Genomic DNA, 19,627 nt, shown 5'->3' with positions numbered 1-19,627 from the left:
CCCCCACGCCACCTCATCCACCGGGAGTGCATCAGGTCGTTGTGGCTGCATTTCCTCCCATGGTTTTCGCCCGTGAACGGCCATACACGATGCGGATTTCGCGGCCGTGGTGGCTCCACGAGGTGGCGGGTTCACGTCTGGTGCGCCGCGGCTGCCGCGCCGTTCGGGATCCGAGCGTCTAGGTGACCGAGTCGAGTGAGGAGAACACGACCACGTTGGATAGATAACTCTTGGCGGTCTGGTCGAACTCGCCACCGCAGGTGACGATCTGCAGTGTCGCTCCGCCGCGGGCGCCGAACACGGTCTGGTCGGGAAACTCGGTTTTCCGGTACATCCGAACGTCCGTGACCTTGAAATGCGCGGTTTTCCCGTCCGCGCGGGTCACGTCGATCATGTCGCGCGGCTTGACCTTCTTCAGATCGAAGAACACCCCGGCCCCCTGGTAGGAGTCGACGTGGCCGAGGATGACCGCCGAGCCCTGCTCACCCGGCGCGGGCCCACTCTGATACCAGCCAGCCTGCTGGTAATCCGCGGGCACCTGTACCGAGCCGTCGGAATTGAGGCCCGTCGCGATCAACGACCCCGAGGCGTTGATCGAAGCGATCTTGAATGACACCGGAGTCGACCGGCCGATCGGCGCCGCTGTCATCACACCGGTGGTCGGCGCGGCCGCAACGCTTGTGCTCGGGGTCGAGCGGGTGCCGGCAGACGACCCGCAGCCCGCGACCAGCGCCGCAGTGACCACCACTACGGCAACGAAAACGCCGTGCATCCTCCGGCGGGAGGTCAGCGTGCGCACGGCCTGTATGTCGGAGGTGGTCACTGTCTGGTCACCCCGGCCATACCGCCGGCGCCAGTTTCGGGCGCACCCTTGGGGATCACGTACCCGCCGGGCGGGACCAGGTCGGTGACTGCCGGGCCACCGGGGATTCCAGTGGTCGCGCCCACGGGAATGGCCATGCCGTACACCGTGTCCGGGCCGGCCGCACCCGCTCCAGCAGCCAAGTCGATACCACCCAGCCCGCCAGCCTGCACACCGGCACCGGCTTGCACGCCCGCTCCGAGATTCCCGCTCCCACCGGCCCCGGCGCTCGCACCGACCTGGCCGCCGCCAAAGAGGTTCGCATTGCCACCGACCTGGGTATCGCCACCCGCGCTCCCGCCAGCCTGCCCACCGCCTCCGACGTTGCCGTTACCCCCCGCTTGCACGCCCCCGCCTAGGTTCCCATTGCTGCCAGTTTGTACGTCACCGCCGCCGTTACCGCCGACCTGGACGCCGCCGCCGAGGTTCCCGTTCCCACCCGCCTGAACGTCACCACCAGCGTTCCCACCGACTTGCCCGCCGCCGCCGGCGTTGCCACCGACTTGCACACCGCCGCCAAGGTTCCCGTTGCCCCCGGCCTGGACGCCGCCACCGGTATTACCGTTACCGCCGGCCTGCGCGCCACCCCCGGCGTTGCCACCCAGTGTTGCGCCAGCACTCGGTGAAACAGATCCACCGACTTCGCCGCCGAGCCCGCCACCACCCTGGACATCGACACCCGTCCCGACGCCCCCACCGACACCGAGTCCCCCACCGAGGTTTCCGGTGCCCCCGCCTGGCGCGCCCGCGCCGATAGTCGCCGAGGCGCCAGCACCGCCGCCGATCTGTCCGCCGGCGTCGGCTCCGAGATCGATGCCCGGGGCGGGAGCCGTTGTCGTCGTAGGGTCCGCAGCAGCCGCCGATGCGCACACAACGACCGCGGCCGCGACGACCACCGCAGCCGAGAAAGTCCTTGCCGACATTGTTCAGTTCTCTTCCAGCAGTTGTTATTCGACAACCTCTCCGTCGGATGTATCCCGTCTTGCGTTACGGAAAATTGCCCATAAATCTCGAATCTGTCGCCAATTCGGTCATAACCGCCGTTCAAGCCACATGCAGAGCCGTCAACTGAAACGTAACCAGGGGTATTCGAGACCGAACGTAGGAACAAGACCCTAAACCGATTAGGGGCTGCCGAGAAATCCCCTAATCAGCCCCGCGGATATAGGAAACTCGGTGCTAATGATGTAAGTGGAATTGCTGACGCCCTCAACGGATTTCGCCAGACGCCACGTACCCGGACGGTGAAATCTCGTGGAGGACAACCGGAGTCCGTACCGGGCAGCGGCACGGCTTCTCAACCGCTGCGGCGGTGCCGGTCCCACGTGCGCTGTGCGCAGATGGGCGTCGATCCGGGACCAAAAGCTCTACGGAGTGATGTTGGGGCGCGGTTCAGTCGTGGTCTCGCCGAGCAGAGCGCACCGCCGGAACTCGCCGAACACCGATGGTTACGTTCCCGATGCCGCGGTCCGCGACCAGGCCGCGGTGGCAACGGCGCCGAACCCACCGCCGAGGAGATCGCCGCGGCCGAACGCCGTTGAAGCGAGTGGCCTTCAGAGTCCGGTTCAGGCCGATTGAGCGGTCAGCAAATGGCCGTGACGTTCGCCTGGAGTGAGCGCGCGGAAGACGCGGGTTCGGGCGATGGCGAGAAGGGACTCCAGATCGGGGGGGACGGTCCAGATTCGGGCGGTACCGTCACCGGAGGCGGTGAGGAGAGCGGCTGCGTCGGGCGACCACGCGACGCCTTCCGTCCACGCGGTATGGCCTCGAAGAATGGCGATCTCCACGGCTCGGGCGGTGTCCCACACCCGGGCGGTGCCGTCGTCGAGTCCAACGGCCAGACGGTCGTCGCCGGGCGCCCAGGCCAGATCGCGAACCACCTCCTCCTGAAGTCCCAGATCCCGGATCAGCTCCTGCGTCGACGGATCCCACAGCAGCAGCCGCCGATCACGGGAACCGGTGGCGATCGTGGTGCCATCCGGTGACCAGCCGACACCGGTAACGGAGTTGTCGTGGGCGGTGATGACGGCGAGCTCGGCACCGTCGACCGACCAGATCCGGGCGGTGCCGTCATTGGAGCCGGACAGCAGCCGGGTGCAGTCGGGAGACCAGGCCAGAGCACGGACCATGCCGCGGTGTCCTCGGAGCACGGCCAGTTGTTCCCCGGCGGCCGACCAGACCCGGATGGTGTCGTCCCTGCCGCAAGTCGCCAGCCGATCACCGGTCGGTGCGAAGCGCACGCGACGGACTCCCTCGCGATGCCCGACGAGACGGCGGACCTCATCGCCGGAAGATGTCCACAACCGCACGGTGTTGTCGTAGGAGGCGGTCGCGACCAGGAGCCCGTCGGGCGCGAAGGTGACGCCCCTGACCTCGTCGTCGTGTGCGAGTACACCGATCTGTTCTCCGGTGGCGGCGTTCCACAGGCGGGCGGTGCCGTCCCGCGATCCGGTCGCGATCGTGCGGCCGTCCGGAGACCACGCAGCGGTACGGACCCAGCCGGTGTGCCCGGAGAGCCGAACCATTTCAGGGGTCGGCGCAGCGTCCCAGACTCTGATGGTTCCGTCCCGTGAGGCACTGGCGATCCGCGAGCTGTCAGGGGACCAGGCAACATCCTCGACCCAGTCGTCGTGGCCGCGGAGAACGGCGTGCTCCTCGCCTTCGTCGGCTGTCCATACCCGGATGGTGCTGTCTCTGGAGCAACTGGCCAACCTCGAGCCGTCAGGAGACCACGCGAGCGACTCGACATTGGACTCGTGGCCGCGCATCAACAACCGTTGTTCGGCGCGGGCGACATCCCATACTCTGACCGTGGCATCCCGCGATGCGCTGGCGAGCATCGTCGCATCCGGTGACCACGTGACCGACTCGACCCAGCCGCGGTGAGCGCGCAACAGCGTCGGTGCACCGTCCTCCTGATCATCGCGGTCGTTTCCGGGCAGCGCTGCCCAGATCCGGATCAGACCATCCCCCGACGCGGACGCCACCGGCCAGCCACCGCCATCGTTTTCCGGCCTGGGACGTGGGGCGAATTCCACATCTTGAACCCAATCTTCGTGGCCGGTGAGCAGGCCGGCCGCAGATCCGTCCGAGGCCGTCCAGAGCCGGACCTGGCCATCGCGGGAGGCGGTGGCGATGAGTTCGCCATCGGCGCGCCAGTGGGCCGCTTCCAAGCGATGGGTGTGCCCGGTCAGAATGAACGCTTCGGTCCCGTCGGCGACGCTCCACACGCGAGCCGTCTGATCCTGCGCGGCCGAGACCAGACGCGTCCCGTCGGGCGACCATCGCACTTTCGACACCCGATCGGTGTGGCCGCGCAATACTCGCGACTGTCCAGGATCGGCCAAGTCCCACAACCGGACGGTGTGATCATGCGAGGCGGAGGCCAGCATCGTGCCGTCGGGGGACCATGCGATGCCCCATACCCAATCATCATGGCCGCGCAACACGATTCGCTGCCTGCTCGCCCACAGCGCCCGGTGCAGGGCCCGCAACGCCGCGACTCGGACGGCGCACTCCTCGACGGCAGCGATCGCGAGCAGAATCGCAAGCTCCGGGTCACGCTCGACGGTCAAGATGGACTGCGCGGCAAGGGAATCCGACAGCCGTTCCCGCCAGGCCAGATCGTCGTTGCGGGATGCGGCGAGGAATTCCTCGATTTCGGGTACCGCGTCGCCATGTTCGGACCAGCGCATGGCCGTCTCGAGACGTTCACCGCGCAGCAAAAACGCCTTCTGACGCCCGGACCGGACCCACTCCGTCGCCCAGCGTTCCAGTTGGGTACGGCGGCGCAGCTCGTCCGCGTGGGTCTCGACCTGCTGTTTCAGCGGCGTCCAATACCGGAACAACGCCTCGTGTGCGACGTCGAGCACCGGCCCTTCGTCGTCGGTCTTGGACGTGACCAGCCGAACGTCGACGAACACGTCGGCGATCTGTGCTTCAGCAGCGGTCAGATCCGCTTTGCGCACGCGCCGCCGAGTTGGCTCAGGTCCCTCCCACGTGACGAATTTCAGCAGTGTCCGCAACACCTCGTCCTCGCCGTGGCTGCCCGCCAGTTCGTGGAGCACTTGTTCGGCGCGGCGTGAGATGGCCCCCCGCACCCCGCCGAGGCTGACATAGTCCTCTTTGGTGATCGTGGAACGTCCGCGGGTCGCGTCGTACAACTGATGCAGCAGATACGCCAGCAGCGGCAGAGCGTCGCCGCCTCCGGTCTCGGTCAGCATGCGGCTGACCAGACCCGGCTCGAACGCCTTCCCGGCGAGTTCGGCGGGCGCTTCGATAACTTGGCCGAGCGCCTCGGTGTCGAGGACCCCGACCGTCACCGGATTGTAGGCCAGCTGTGCGAAACGGGAATTGAGCAGATCGGTGAGGAACTCCGACCGGATCGTCGCGATCACCCACAATTTCGGGACGACGTGCAGCGTCTCCTGTAGCAGATCGAGCAGTTCCTCAGCTTCTGCCGGACCGGACAGCGTGTAGAGCTCCTCGAACTGGTCGATCACGATCAACCGCCGACGTTGTCCCGCCACTGTCCGCAGCTGACGCTCCAGCGCCCGGTGCGCGTCGGCGCGCAAGGATGCCTCGATACCGTCCGCGGTGCCGGCCGGCGACAGCTCCGACAGCGCGTGCGCCAACGCGGCCACGGGCTCGGCACCTGGCTGGAACGCCGGAACGATGAGCCAGCGGCCGCGCTGACCGAGAGTCGCCATGACACCGCCCTGCACCAGCGACGACTTACCACTGCCCGACGGCCCGACGACCGTGATGAACCGGTGGGCATACACGCCGGCCGCCGGGTTCATCCGGTCCACTATCTCCTCGATCTGCAACGATCGCCCGAAGAACACCGCAGCGTCCAGAGGGGTGAACGGCTCCAGCCCGGGGTACGGCGATCGATCCGAATTCCACGAACGCCGCTTCGGCCGCTGTTTCACAAGTTCCTGGGCGACCAAGCTCGCGAACGCCACCACGAATGCGGGGATGAACGCCAGCAGCGACCTATTGTCCCCCGTGATCAGCGATAACGATGTGGCCAGTCCCAACACCACCGCTGCGACGCCCCACAGCTGGAGATTCCGCAGGAACCCCCTCGACCACGCCCTCCGCGTCCGCACCCCATCATGATTTCGGAGAACGCGTCATCTCTGCAGCGCTTTTCGGATTTTCCTGCGCGAGAACGGATCCGGCTCGTCGGTGGTTACGGTACTCCCGACCGACGAGGTGATCGGCTCGGACATGCGGATGACGACACTCTGAGCTAATCCGCCTGTCGCGGTGTAATTTTCGGCCCGAGCCTCAGCTCGGGTCGAGCAATGGCTCCGATATCGGTCGGGTGTCCATACTTCGGCGCAGCATGCCTTCGTGACCGGTTTATCGCGGATCGGTGGCCGATCCCGGCCGGGGCAGCGCTCGGCGGCTGGCTTCGACGGGGCCGACAGCGCATCAAGGTGCCGGTTCGAAGGCGGCAGGTGTCTCAGTGGGGGCGGCGAACTTTCGCATGGCAGCGGCTGCCGCGTTGTATCCGCTCATCCCGTGCGCTCCCGGCCCTGGTGGGACAGCGGCCGAGCAGATGAACATCCGGTCCGCTACGTGGTAGGGGCGCAGGGTGATGCGTGGCCCGCCGAAGAGCAGTTGGCGAATGTCCTTGTTGCCGGTGAGGATATCTCCGGCAACATAGTTGGGGTTGTAAGCCTGCATGGCGCTGGGACCGACCACGGTGGTCGCGACGATGCGGTCCCGGAACCCGGGTGCGAACCGTTCGACCGCGTCGAGCAGTAGGTCGGTGGCGTCCTCCGAATATCCTTGTGGCACATGAGCGTACAGGTCTATGGGGTGTAAGTTTCCACGTGATCGCTCGGGGTCTGCGAGGTACTGCTGTCCGACCACGATGAAGGGCCGCTCGGGCAGCCTGCCTCGATGGATCGCGCGTTCGGCACGGATCACATCGGCGGCGCTGCCGCAGACGTGCAGGCTTCCCGCTTTGCGGGCGTGCGGGTTGGTCCACGGGATGCCGCCCTCGACAGCCAGACTGACCTTGTAGGCGGCGGGCCCGTGCCGGAATCGCCGGTACGCTCGGGAGACCCGCGACGGCAGCCGGTCTCCGGCTATGTCGGCGATCGCCGCCGGGGCGAGATCGAACATCACGAGGTCGGCTGGCGGCAGTTGATCGAGCGACTCGACCCAGTAGCCGGCCTCGATCTTTCCACCCAGATCTGTCAATGCGGCCGCCATCGCGTCCGCGATGGCACGGGAGCCGCCCACCGCGACCGGCCACCCGTAACGGTGACCAGCGGTGGTGATGCCGAGACCGATTGCCGCGGAAAGGATCTGGTGCTGTGGTTGCCAGCCGTGCGCCATATTCCCGGCGAATAGCGCTCGTCCCTGCTCGGTCCGGAACAGCCGTCCGAGCGCGGCGGCGGGGATCAGGGTGGGGATGCCGAATCGTGCCAATCGCAACGGATATGACGGTATCCGCAGGAGCGGTCGCATGAAATCGGTCGCCAGCAGCTCGTATCCAGCGGCGGGGCCGGCGAACAGGCGGCGCCAGATCGAGCCGTCGGCACCCAGACCCGCGGCGGTGTCCTCGACGGATTGGTACAGCACTCCTGCTGTTCCGTCGTCGAGCGGGTGCACGCAGTCGATTTCCGGCCACGCCCATTCCAATCCGTACCGGGCCGCATCGATTCCGGTCAAGAACGGCGACCCGACGGCCATGGGGTGGGCCATTGAGCAGTGGTCGTGCAGCAGCCCGGGGAGGGTGAGCTCACCGGAGCGGGTACCGCCGCCGATGGTGGCCGCACCCTCGAGCACAGTGACATCGACGCCGCGCCGGGCCAGCGTGACGGCGGCGGCCAGTCCGTTCGGCCCGGAGCCGACGACGATCGCCGTGGTCATGGCACACGCACCGAGGGCAGAACCCGGGTGTCGTCGCGGCGGCGAGGATAGACGGGGAACGGATCGCCCGGCTCCGGCCACGGCTGGCGGGCCAGCATGTCCCCGACCAGCACGTAGCCCTCTTCGATGACCCCGGTCCTGGCATCGACGATGCGATATGCCTGACGTTGCCGGTGGATGGGCTGGGATTCGAGAACGACGATGCGCAACTCACCTTCCTCGAACTGGCAGCGACGCTGCAACGCTGCCAGCAATTGTTCATTGTGCAGGTGTCCTTCACCGAAGTTCCAGCCCAGCATTGGTCCGGCGACAATCTCTCCGTCGCGGATGGCGTAGTCGTCTTCGTTGTCGACGGCCCGGGTGATCAGACCGTTGAGCGCCCGGCCGTGGGTGTGCATCGATCGCCAGCCCATCCCGCTCTGGATCAGGATGTCGGCGATCTCGGGGCCGTACAGCTTGGTCAACTGAATGACCGGTAGTGCGGCGCTCTTGGTCACCTGCTGCTCGAGCTTCAGCTCGGCGTCCCCGCGGAAACACCAGGCGCTGGTGGCCCAGTTGCCGGCGTAGTAGCGCATCGACGTCAGGAACGAAACCCATTGCGGCCGAAGATGTCCGAGGATGACAACGAATGTGGAGAACAGGATCAGCGCGAGCACCAGCGGAGATCGAAGCCCCGAGACATGGAGGTAACCGTAGTGTCCGAACAGGTAGAACAGGCTGAAGATGAAGAAGATGTTCCATTCCAGCGGCACGCCCATCGGCACGGTGGAGATGATGTGCAGGTGGAATACCGCCATGAAGATGATCGCCGCCCAGGTCAGCGGCCCGCCGTGGCCGAGGAAGACCAGGTAGGCGGGAACCAGGTATTCCACGATCGTGCCGCCGTGGGCCAGCAGGGCCGGGAGCCGTGACGGGCGCAGGTCCTGCGGCGGGTTGCGGTACATCTTGCGCTCGAGCCATGTGATCCGCATGACCGGGCTATTGCTCATCATGACCGCTACCACGTGTCCGAAGTGATGGTTGAGCTTGGAGGTCGCCGCACCCCACCACAGTGCCAGCATGACCAGCTTGAATCCGATCATCATGTCGGCGAACGGGGCGAAGAACATCAGCAGCATCAACAGGTAGTGCTCGGACCGAGCGGCCAGAAATGCCGTCTTGTCACGCAAACCCAGCACGCCGAGGGCAACAACCAGAGCGACAACGACCGTCGGATCGAGCAGGCCTACGTGACTACCCGCTACCGGCGCAGCGCCATGACCAGGGGCGAGCAGCGCCCAGATGCCGGATCCGAGGACGACCGCATACAGGACGACGTCGATGATGCCGCGCTCGTCACCTCGGGTGAACGGCACCTTCCCCGGCCACGGCGGCAGGCGCAGGGTGCCGGGGCGCAGGAAGTACAGCAGTCCGCCGACCGGCGGCAAGAACCGCATGGTGAGCGGCCCGAACCCACACCCGAATCCGAGGATTTCGAACAGCAGGGTCCACACGACCAGTTTCTGGTAGACAATCGGCTCGGTCCACCATGAGGTGATGTCGGTGAACGCTCCGAGTCCAGGGGTCAGCGAGATCACCGCTGCCGCGCCGAGAACGTACAGGGCGCACTTGACGACATAGAGCAGGTAGACGGCGTAAGGAGTGCCGAAGCCGTGCTCGACCCAGTGTTCCGCGACCGTGCGGATCCGTTCGCCGCGCGGGCGGGTCTTCCATTCGGCGTAGTCGATGTCCGGAAGATCCGGTTTTGTGAATCCCATGGCAAATTTCTTTCGAGTGGAAACCGAGGGGTGTCAGAGGCGCGCTTCGACCGAGCGGGCGCGCAGAGTCCGTTTGTCGATCTTCCCGACGGGGTTCTTCGGGATCTCGTCGACGGTCACGATTACTTCGGGAATCTTGTACTCCGCCAAGGACTTCCGGAGATGATCGAGCATCTGTTCCGGCTCGATCCCGACCCCATCGCGATAGGACACGAAGGCGACAGGTACTTCGCCGTAAATGGAATGCGGTCGCCCGATCACGGCGGCCTCCAGCACCCGAGGATGGGTGTAGATCGCGGCCTCGATCTCCTTGGGGTAGATGTTCTCGCCGCCGCGGATGATCATGTCCTTGATACGGTCGACCAGCGTGAGGTAGCCATCGGCGTCGATGCGGCCGACGTCTCCGGTGTGCAGCCAGCCATCGACGATCACCTTCGCCGTCTCCTGGGGCCGACCCAAATATCCCCGCATCACGGTCGGGCCTTTGATCACGACCTCGCCCGCCGATCCGTCACCGAGGAAATTGCCCTCACTGTCTACGACGGCGATCTCCTGCCCTGGCAGGGCGATACCGACGGTGCCGGGTTTGCGGACACCGCCGAGCGGAGTTCCCGTGCTCGCGCACGTCCCCTCCGACAGGCCATAGCCCTCGTAGATCGGGACACCGTAGCGCTCCTCGAACCGGGCGAGCAGTTCGACCGGCATCGGAGCCGCACCGCACAGGGCGAATCGGACCGAGGAGGTGTCGGGCCGGATCTCTGCCGGCAGCGCCGACAGCATGGCGTAGATGGCGGGCACCGCCGAGAAAAAGGTCGGCCGCGCTGCCTCGACCCTGTCGAAAAAGGTCCGCGGCGAGAACCGGCCCGCGATAGTGGTCTGGCCGCCGGCGAGCAGCGGCGACAGCACGCTGACCACGATGCCGTTGACGTGGAACAGCGGCAGAATCAGCAGACTATGGTCATCAGCGGTCAGCCGCATGCCCGCGACCATCGTCTCGGCCATCGCCATGATGTTCGCGTGCGTCAGCTCGACGCCCTTGGGGCGTCCGGTGGTACCGCTGGTGTAGATGATCAACGCCAGCGCGTCATTCGAGAACTCGGTCGCCTCCGCACCACCGACGCGGCCTTCGTGCTGATTCAGCTCTGGCACCGAAAGCCGCTGCGGTGCATGGACATTGCCGGACTCACCGTGATCAAGGCAGACCAGTACGCGAGCGCGGGAATCGGTCAACTGATATTGCACCTCGGCCGGGGTCAATGACGGGGCGATCGGCGTCGCCGCGGCCCCCAGCCGCCAGGTCGCGAACATTGCCACGATCAATTCGAGCCGGTTGGGCAGCATTACGGCGACAACATCGCCGACACCGATCCCCGCCTGCGACAACCGATCGGCGTACTTCCGCACGAGGTCGAGGAACTCGGCGTTGCTGATCCGCCCCAGGTCGTCGTCGGCAAGACAGGGTTTGGTGGGGAAGATTCCGGCGCGGACATCCGGGAGGGCGGCGAAATGCATGTCGATCTCCTTGCTAACGCAGCAGCTCGCTGGCGTGCATGCCACGTTAGGAAGGTGATGTGACCTGGACCATATCGCGAGCGCATGAAGATGGCCGGAGTGATCGTGCGCACCGCACGACGGATGACTCAGTCACCCACGGGCTGCAGCACTGTCGACCCCAGCCATCGGCAGGCCAGCAGGGCGACCTCGACGTCCAGCCGTCCCTCCCGCAGTGAATGCCCCAGCACCGTCTCCGCCTTGCGGATCCGGTACTGGACCGTATTGCGGTGCAGTACCAGCAGCTCAGCGGTTGTCTGGAAGCTGCCGTTGGTTTCCAGGAAGACACGCGCGGTCTCGCGCAGCTGTGCCGTGGCATCGTCGTCACGCGCCAGCGACCCAAGGATTTCGCTGATCCACGCTCGCGTGGCGGCCAGATCAGAGCACATCAGCGCGATCGGCCCGACCTGTGCCGAACACGACACCGAGGCACGCTGCGGTTCCGGTGCCGACATCGCGACCGCCTGTGCTTGTGTCGCCTGACGATGGGTGAGTCGGAAGCCCTCCAGCCCAGCGGCGGGTCTGCCCACCGTCACCCATGTCGCCCGCGGAGTACTCACCGCCGCGGGATCCACTTCGAGTTCCGGTTGCGGGAGCCACGCCCACAGGGTCGATTCGTCGGCCGGGATCAGCAGAGGTTGTCCTTGGCAGGACACCTGCTCGGCGATTGTCGTCGCCACTTGTTTTGCCGCACGCAGTTGATCGACGCCCGCGTCGGACCAGACAACCAGGCCCAAATGGGTTCGGTCGAGCCGATATCCCAGGGCACGCTCGCTGTCACCCGGGTCGACGCGCTGCCCGGACAGGATCGAGCGCACCCGAGCGGTGCGGACGGCCATCTGGTTCTGCAGCCATCGGTCCCGCTCGTCCTGGTAGGCGGTCACAACCTGTTGGGAGACCCGATCGATATAGGCGAACGAGCGGTCGGTCATTTCGGCCACCGCCGCTGTGACCAGGTCGAGGTCGTTCGTCGTGGCGGTGATCTCACCGAGCATGTGGTCGTTGAACAGTCGCTGCCCGATGCGGTAGGCCCGCAGCAGGGCGGTGATCGAGGTGCCGCGCTGGGCCATGCGACGGGCGTACTCCAACGCCTCCGCCGGCGCATCGATCTCGTCGATGTCCAGCCCCAGTTCGTAGATATGCAACGCGATCACGACGTTGCCGGTGACGCTGGCGCGCAGCAGTGACTCCACCCGGCTGTCGCCGCGCAACTCTGGCTCGATCTGGAGCATCTGCTCGGTCAAACGTTCGGATAAGCCCAGCGCATGTCGGCTCAGTCCGCCCGCGATCCGCGCGAGCAATTCTGCGGCGTCGCTCTGCATGTGATCACCTTGCGATATTCACGATGGACCGCGCTCGGGCGGACTCGATTTCCGACCGCCCACGATTCGTAGCGCAAGCTCCGCGTAATAGTCGCCGATGTCCTCCGGTGACCAGGAGCCACCCTCGTGATACCAGCGCGCGATATCTATTCCCAGCGAAAGCAGGGCGGTCGCGGCCATGTGGGAATTCGAGTTCTCGAATACCCCGGTGGCGACACCTCGCTGGATCAAGCTCCGGACTTCTCCTTCGATCGCGCGCCGGATTTCCTTGATCTCCTGCTGATGTTCTGGGCTCAGAGCGGCGAGCTCATAGTTGATGATCCGGGCCACGGTGTGGGCGCGTGCGTGATGGATCGTGAATTCCCGCATCAACGCGATCAGTTGGGCGGCGGGGTCTTGCGCCGAAGCGATGGCAGTGCGGATTCGCTCCAGGGTGTCCAGGTGACCGGTGCGCGAGATCTCGTAGAGCAACTCTTCCTTGGAGCGGTGGTACACGTAGATCGCCCCCGTGCTCACCCCGGCGATCGAGGTGATGTCGCGGGTCGTCGAGCCGTGGAAGCCGCGTTCGGCGAAGGCAACCACCGCCGCGTCGAGCAGCCGCGCACGGGTCTGGTCCGCGCGCGAGAGGTCCTCTGTATCGGTCACCTGGACAGTATGGCTCTACACAGTGAGCACGAGTTTGCCGGTGTTGGCACCGGTGAACAGCATGTTCAGGGTTTCACCGAAGCGGGCGACACCGCCGTCCACGACATGCTCCCTGCTCTTGATCCTGCCTTCGGCCAGCCAACCGGAGATCTCCGCGACCGCCTCGCCGTAGCGGTCCGCATAGTCGAAAACGACGAAGCCCGTCATGGACGCCCGGTGAACCAGCAGCGACATATACCGTGAAGGTCCCGGAGGTAGTTTCTCCGCGTTGTATGCCGATATCGCACCACAGATGACGACGCGTGCGCCGCGCCGAAGATTGGCAAGCGCGGCATCGAGGATGTCACCGCCGACATTGTCGAAATAGACGTCGATTCCGTCCGCGGCGACCTCCCGCAGCCGCTGCAGGACGTTCTCGTTCCGATAGTCGATAGCCACGTCGAAGCCGAGTTCCTCGGTCAGCATCCGACATTTCTCTTGGCCGCCCGCGATCCCGATCACGTTCGCGCCCTTGATCTTTGCGATCTGACCAGCGATGCTGCCGACGGCACCCGCTGCCGCGGAAACTACCACCGTATCTCCGGCCTGCAGCCCACCGACCTCGAGCAAACCGAAATAGGCTGTCATCCCCGGCATTCCGAGCGTTCCCAACCAGGTCGGGCCGCCCGCCGTACTCATATCGACCTTCTGCACCCCGCGGCCATTATGGATCGCGTATTCGGTTACGCCGAAAGTACCGCTGACGGCGTCGCCAACGGCGAAGTCCGGATGCGTCGACTCGACAACGGTCGCGATATCCAGCGATCGCATGACCTCTCCGACACCGACCGGCGGCACATAGGATCGCACGTCGTTCAGCCAGCCGCGCATCGCCGGGTCGAGGGAGATGAAATCAACCTTGACCAGAATCTGGCCAGGGGACAGCGCGGGTAGCTCCTCGGTCGTCAGGTTCCATGTGCCCGCGTCGGGCAGCCCCGACGGCCGTTTCGCGAGCCGCACCTGCTGGGTTGTTGTCACGTGAACTCCTCTTCTTCGCAGAATAGACCGGGTCAGACAGCGCCGAGTTCGGGGTCGCCGGCCGGAAGCGGGTCGAAGACCGAGATCTCGGCCGGGCCGGTGAGGGCGGTGGCCAACGCTTGCCCGATCTCGCGCATTGCGGTGCCTCCACCGTGCGCACGCAGGGCCTCTTTCGATGCCCACTTCTCGATCATCACGAAATGGCCCGTTGTCCCGGTCTTCCGGTGCAACGCATACATGAGGCAGCCCGGTTCGGCGTGCACTGCCGCAGCCGCGGTCGTCAAGGTCTGCTCGACGAGTTCCTCCTGCCCCGGCTCAGCAATCATGGTCGCTACCACTACATACGGGTCGGCCACTGGTTACTCCTTTGTATTGGTCTTTCTCGGAATCGGGCAGATTCAGCCCTATTCCAATGGCAGCCCGACGAGGTCCGCCAGCACTCCCCGATGGTGGCCGGGACTTCCGAGCCCGATCTGGTCGGCCTTGGCGCGCTTGAGGTACAGGTGCGCCGGGTGCTCCCAGGTCATGCCGATACCACCGTGCAGTTGGATGGCCTCCTCGGCGGCCCGGACCGCGATATCGCTGCAATAGGACGCGGCGACAGCGGTGGCGATCACACTGTCGGGGTCGTCCGCCGCGAATGTCCCCGCCGCATACCGCGCAGCGGCCGAGGCCGACTCGACCTCGACGTAGAGGTCGGCAAGGCGGTGCTTGAGCGCCTGGAATCCACCGACCACCCGGCCGAACTGGCGGCGCAGCTTCAGATACTCGACGGTTGTCTCCAGGCACCAGGCCGCGATCCCCGCTTGCTCGGACGCCAGCAGTGCGGCACCGATCGTCAAACCGGATTGCAGTGCCGCCCAACCAGATTCGGCAGCAACGACGACCCGGCCGGGTACGGAGTCGACAGTGACGTCGGCCAGCGGCCGGGTCATGTCCAGCGAGACCACCGGTTCGATCACCGCCGCGGTAGCCGCCAAAGCGTGCACCTGCGTGCCGTTCGCCGTCTGTACGGCGGCCAGCAGCACATCGGCATCGAGCGCACCGGCGACACTGGTGACGCGGCCGGATACCCGGCCCTGCGCATCAGCCGTGAGCGCCGGGACCTGGGTCACCGACGCAGTGGAGAACGGCGTCAGCAGCGCCGCACTGCATTCACCGCCGCCGAGCTGAGCGACCAACGCGGACTCGCCCGCGAGCAGGACGGTCGCGGCGATCACGCTGCTGGTCAGAAATGGCACCGGTGCGACGAACCGGCCGAACTCTTCGAGTACGACAGCGGCGTCACGGGCGGTACCGCCGGCCCCGCCGCGGTTCTCGGGGATGAGCAGACCAGCGATCCCGAGGTCGTCGGCAATCGATTTCGATAGCACCCGGGTCAGTGTCCGATCGCCTTCGTAGGCCCGCACAACCGCGGACGGATCACATCGGCTGGTGAGCAGGTCGCGCACCGCGCTCCGCAGAGAGGTCTCGACATCGGTGTCGAGCAGCAGGATGTCGCTCATCGGCTCAGGTCCTTCCAAGCGATGTCCTTGTCCGCGCGGGGTTCGCCCGGCAGGCCGAGGACCCGTTCGGCGATGATGTTGCGCAGGATTTCCGAGGTTCCGCCCTCGATCGAATTGCCTTTGGCCCGCAGGAAGCGGTAGCCGGCGCCCCGACCGGCGAAATCGACTCGGTCCGGGCGCACCATTGTCCAATCGTCGTATCGCAGGCCGTGCTCACCGTGCAGTTCGACCTCCAGACCGGCGACCTGCTGGTTGACCCGGGCGAACGAGAGCTTGACAGCGGAGGTTTCGGGCCCTGGCTGGCCGCCGGCCACCTGCTGACGCAGCCGGGTTGCCGCCAGCCGGGAGACCTCGGCATCCACCCACAATCGCAACAACCGGTGGTGCAGCTCGGGAGTGCGCTTTTCCGGGTGTCCTCGCCAGAGGCCGGCGGCGACACCGAGTACTCCGCTCTCGCGGGGCAGTGCGCGCCCTCCGATCGAGACACGCTCGTTGTTCAGCGTGGTCGTAGCGACTCGCCAACCTTGCCCTTCCTTGCCCAGGCGGTGCGCATCGGGGATCCGGACGTCGGAGAGGAAGACTTCGTTGAATTCCGCTTCGCCAGTGATCTGCCGCAGCGGCCGAACCTCGACTCCGGGAGCGGTCATATCGCAGAGGAAGTAGGTCAGCCCCGCGTGCTTGGGGCGGCTGGGATCGGTGCGCGCCACCAGGATTGCCAACTGCGCCTTGTGCGCGACCGAGGTCCACACCTTCTGCCCGTTGACGACCCAGTCGTCGCCGTCACGCACCGCCCGAGTGGCGATCGCGGCCAGGTCCGACCCGGCGCCCGGTTCACTGAACAGCTGGCACCAGATCTCCTCCCCCCTCCACAGCGGACGCAGGAAGCGCTGCCGTTGTTCCGGGGTGCCGTGGGCGAGGATCGTCGGTGCGGCCATACCCAGGCCGATACCGTTGATCGCCGCATTGTTGTCCGGAGATCCGGCTTGCTCGAATAGGGCGTCGACGAACGGTTGCAGTTCCCGGTCGACGGCCCGGCCACCGAGCCCGATCGGAAAGTGAACCCAGGCCAGACCCGCGTCGAACCGGGCTCGGTGAAAGGTCACGGCATCGGTGGTGGCCGGATCGTGTTCCGCGAGTACGGCTTCCACCCGGCGGCGCAGATCATCACGAACCGCGTCGGGATCGGTCATCTCTCATCCTCCTGATCGGCCGTCAGGGCACCGGCACGGGCGGTGATCACGACCTTCGCCCCTCGTCGACCAAGCGCTGCGCGATGCCGCGCCCGATGCCTCGACTGACCTCTTCGAATCTGTGCAAAATAGGTCCCTTCGAAGAATGCGTGCGGTTACGACAGGCGCTCGAGCACCATTGCCATGCCCTGACCGCCACCGACGCACATGGTTTCCAAACCGATCTGCTTGTCGTGGAACTGCAGGGAGTTGATCAGCGTGCTTGTGATGCGGGCGCCGGTCATGCCGAATGGGTGACCGACCGCGATCGCGCCGCCATTGATGTTGAGCTTGTCGAAGTCGACACCCAACTCCCGTGCCGAGGGAATGACCTGGGCGGCAAAGGCTTCGTTGATTTCGACCAAGTCGACATCGTCGATGGTCATCCCGGCGCGAGCCAGCGCCTGCTCGGACGCCGCCACCGGCCCCAGGCCCATGATTTCGGGGGACAGCGCGCTGACTCCGGTCGCAATGATCCGAGCCAGCGGCGTCAGCCCCAGCTCGGCGGCCTTGGTGTCGGACATGATCACGACCGCGGCGGCACCGTCATTGAGCGGGCAGCAGTTGGCGGCCGTCACCGTCCCGTCGGGCCGGAATACCGGCTTCAGTTCGGCGACCTTGTCCAGGGTGACTCCGGGCCGCGGGCCATCGTCCTTCGAGACAACGCTGCCGTTGGGCAGGGTGATCGCAGTGATGTCACGCTCCCAGAACCCGTTGGCGAGAGCGGCCTCGGCGAGATTCTGACTGCGCACACCGAAAGCGTCCTGTTCGGCACGGGTCACACCGCACAGCTGCGCCACGTTTTCGGCGGTCTGCCCCATCGCGATATAGACGTCGGGCAGCAGACCCTCCGTGCGCGGATCGGTCCAGAACTCGCCTCCGGCAGCGAATTTCGCGGTCCGGCCGACAACGTCGGCGAACATCGGGTTCTCGGTGTCGGGCAGGCCGTCAGCATTGCCCTTGACGTAGCGGCTCACTGTTTCCACACCGGCGGAGATGAAGACATCGCCCTCTCCGGCGCGAATCGCGTGCAAAGCCATCCGGGTTGTCTGCAAACTCGACGAGCAGTACCGGTTGACTGTGGTGCCAGGCACCCGATCCAGGCCCGCCAGAATCGCGACCACTCGCCCGAGATTGAATCCCGACTCACCGGCGGGCTGTCCACAACCGAGCATCAGATCGTCGATGTCGTCCGGACCGAGGGCCGGCACTTTCGCCAGCGCGGCCTGCACGATCTGCGCCGCCAAGTCGTCGGGCCGGAGCTCTCGCAACGACCCCTTGCCGGCCCGCCCGATCGGTGACCGGGCGACAGAGACGATGACGGCTTCGGGCATGACTGTGAACCTTTCACGCAAGTTACTGAGCGCTTGTTAACCTCCCGCCACCATGCTGGACGGATGGGCGATGGTCAATACGTCACAGCGGATCGAGACTGTGACACATGGCACATTGACGAGTTGCCGCATAGTCGCCGGGCAGTCCGGAATACATGGATCTACCTGCTCGTTCGCAACTCGATTCCGAACTCGTATTCAACTTTTCAGGTGGCGGTCGGCGAGCGCAGCCAAAGCTCAGGCGGTCTGCTCGCGAACGCGCGCACAACGCGGGAACACACCGCGTGTAGCAGCGATATGGGCAACACCGGTAGGCGCCTCTATGGAGGGCATCAATGGTCGAATCGCCACGCCGTCTATCTTTCTGCCGCTTCGCTCATGCGGTTCGATGATGCGCGATCGAAACTTCTCGACATGAGTTTGTGCGGTCAGGCAATGCGACAACGGCCAAACCGAAACCGATTGGCGCATCAGTCATTTCACTGAGTACTCGCTCCGGGTTCGGCATCGAGATCGTGCGGATCTTGCGGGGCCAGCTGGTGCCACACCACCTCCGCAGCATGGAACACCTGGCAGTTCGAGTGCACGTGCAGCGTCGGCTCCAGATTGGTTCCGAGGGCTTCGAAGGCACAGGCTTTGTACTCGACTTCGGTGAATTCGCCTGGCACGAAAAAGATCCCGGTGCGGGTGTCGATGTCGACCGCGATCAGATACCGCAGGTATGCTCCGGTGACCGGCTCGAGGTTCTGCCCCGCCGCGATCCGCGATGCCAGCACCCGCCTGCACGTGGCGTGCCGCTCGGTGAGCACGTATTCCTGCGCGCCGGTCAGATCGAAGTGGTAGGTGCGCCTGCCGGGGCCCTCGACACGGTCGTGGTGGTCGGTCAGGACCCATCCGTTGCCCGACCCCAGCTCCGTCGCCGTCCAGCGCGCGTCGCGACTGCGATAGATCGCCGCGGCGAGCCACAATACAAGTGCGCAGTGGCGCGGAAAGGCCCCCTGGGCCAGTACGCGTCGGCGCGCACCTGCCAGCGCGCCGAATAACAATGTCTCACCGGCGAATCCGGCCGCCGCATCCGGATCCACGGCAAGCACATGGGCCTGGTCGCAGGCCAGCAGCCACTGCTCGGCGTCCGACGGTTCGGTGATGGCGCAGGCCTCGGCGGTGACGAGCGCGGTGACCGTGTCACACAATGGCGCGGCCGCCGCGCCGGAAAGAATCTCGTCGACGTCGGCGGGCACCTGCCGTATCCCCCACACCAGCGCGGCACGGTAGATCTGGCGCTGGGCGAGGTGGTCTCCTCCGGTGAGCTCACCGGCCAGGCTCCACACGAGCGCGGCGGCCTCGGACGCAGAGTGGTGGGCGGGCGGGTCGTAGAAGACAGCGACAGCCTGCTCGCGCAGCTGCCCGACCACATCGGGGCGGGCCGCGAAAGCTGCGGTGACGGATTCGGTCATGACGAGATGGCGGCTTTCTTCCTAGTCGCATCGAAATAAGGCTGTGTGCCTGCG

The 19,627-nt window shown here is 65.8% G+C and carries 14 protein-coding genes; all 14 read right to left on the bottom strand.

What is annotated here, in order from left to right; genetic code table 11:
- Positions 1-178: 178 nt before the first annotated feature.
- Entirely contained in the window at positions 179-823 is a 645-nt protein-coding gene (locus ACIBG0_RS05560; RefSeq protein WP_397029503.1) for a class F sortase, read from the bottom strand.
- A complete protein-coding gene (locus ACIBG0_RS05555; protein ID WP_397029501.1) occupies positions 820-1,785 on the bottom strand; it encodes a hypothetical protein in 966 nt (321 codons plus the stop codon). The genes ACIBG0_RS05560 and ACIBG0_RS05555 overlap by 4 nt, the downstream gene beginning before the upstream one ends.
- Before the next feature lie 642 nt (positions 1,786-2,427).
- The gene (locus tag ACIBG0_RS05550; protein ID WP_397029499.1) at positions 2,428-5,976 is read right to left on the bottom strand and encodes an AAA family ATPase; all 3,549 of its coding nucleotides are present in this window, start codon (positions 5,974-5,976) and stop codon (positions 2,428-2,430) included.
- A 328-nt stretch (positions 5,977-6,304) separates the two neighbouring features.
- Positions 6,305-7,756 (bottom strand): phytoene desaturase family protein, encoded by a 1,452-nt coding sequence (locus ACIBG0_RS05545; protein WP_397029497.1) that lies wholly within the window; start codon positions 7,754-7,756, stop codon positions 6,305-6,307.
- On the bottom strand, positions 7,753-9,513 hold the full coding sequence (locus tag ACIBG0_RS05540; RefSeq protein ID WP_397029495.1) for a DUF3556 domain-containing protein: 1,761 nt from the start codon (positions 9,511-9,513) through the stop codon (positions 7,753-7,755). The genes ACIBG0_RS05545 and ACIBG0_RS05540 overlap by 4 nt, the downstream gene beginning before the upstream one ends.
- A gap of 33 nt (positions 9,514-9,546) precedes the next feature.
- Complete coding sequence (locus tag ACIBG0_RS05535; RefSeq protein WP_397029494.1) at positions 9,547-11,025, bottom strand: class I adenylate-forming enzyme family protein; 1,479 nt, start codon at positions 11,023-11,025, stop codon at positions 9,547-9,549.
- Positions 11,026-11,153: 128 nt separating this feature from the next.
- Positions 11,154-12,386 carry a PucR family transcriptional regulator gene (locus tag ACIBG0_RS05530; protein ID WP_397029492.1) on the bottom strand — a complete coding sequence of 411 codons (1,233 nt, stop codon included), beginning with the start codon at positions 12,384-12,386 and terminating at the stop codon, positions 11,154-11,156.
- An 18-nt stretch (positions 12,387-12,404) separates the two neighbouring features.
- Complete coding sequence (locus ACIBG0_RS05525; RefSeq protein ID WP_397029490.1) at positions 12,405-13,031, bottom strand: TetR family transcriptional regulator; 627 nt, start codon at positions 13,029-13,031, stop codon at positions 12,405-12,407.
- A 15-nt stretch (positions 13,032-13,046) separates the two neighbouring features.
- A complete protein-coding gene (locus tag ACIBG0_RS05520) occupies positions 13,047-14,048 on the bottom strand; it encodes an NADP-dependent oxidoreductase (RefSeq protein ID WP_397029489.1) in 1,002 nt (333 codons plus the stop codon).
- A gap of 32 nt (positions 14,049-14,080) precedes the next feature.
- Positions 14,081-14,404, bottom strand: coding sequence for a putative quinol monooxygenase (locus tag ACIBG0_RS05515; protein ID WP_397029487.1), 324 nt, complete (start codon positions 14,402-14,404; stop codon positions 14,081-14,083).
- Between the two features lie 48 nt (positions 14,405-14,452).
- Entirely contained in the window at positions 14,453-15,553 is a 1,101-nt protein-coding gene (locus ACIBG0_RS05510; RefSeq protein WP_397029485.1) for an acyl-CoA dehydrogenase family protein, read from the bottom strand.
- Positions 15,550-16,743 (bottom strand): acyl-CoA dehydrogenase family protein, encoded by a 1,194-nt coding sequence (locus tag ACIBG0_RS05505; RefSeq protein ID WP_397029483.1) that lies wholly within the window; start codon positions 16,741-16,743, stop codon positions 15,550-15,552. The genes ACIBG0_RS05510 and ACIBG0_RS05505 overlap by 4 nt, the downstream gene beginning before the upstream one ends.
- Before the next feature lie 155 nt (positions 16,744-16,898).
- Complete coding sequence (locus ACIBG0_RS05500) at positions 16,899-18,116, bottom strand: acetyl-CoA C-acetyltransferase (protein ID WP_397029481.1); 1,218 nt, start codon at positions 18,114-18,116, stop codon at positions 16,899-16,901.
- A 479-nt stretch (positions 18,117-18,595) separates the two neighbouring features.
- Complete coding sequence (locus ACIBG0_RS05495; RefSeq protein ID WP_397029479.1) at positions 18,596-19,573, bottom strand: hypothetical protein; 978 nt, start codon at positions 19,571-19,573, stop codon at positions 18,596-18,598.
- Positions 19,574-19,627: the final 54 nt, after the last annotated feature.

It is taken from the genome of Nocardia sp. NPDC050630 (genome assembly GCF_044457245.1).
Lineage (GTDB): Bacteria > Actinomycetota > Actinomycetes > Mycobacteriales > Mycobacteriaceae > Nocardia.
This window is presented reverse-complemented; position numbering and strand designations above follow the sequence as displayed.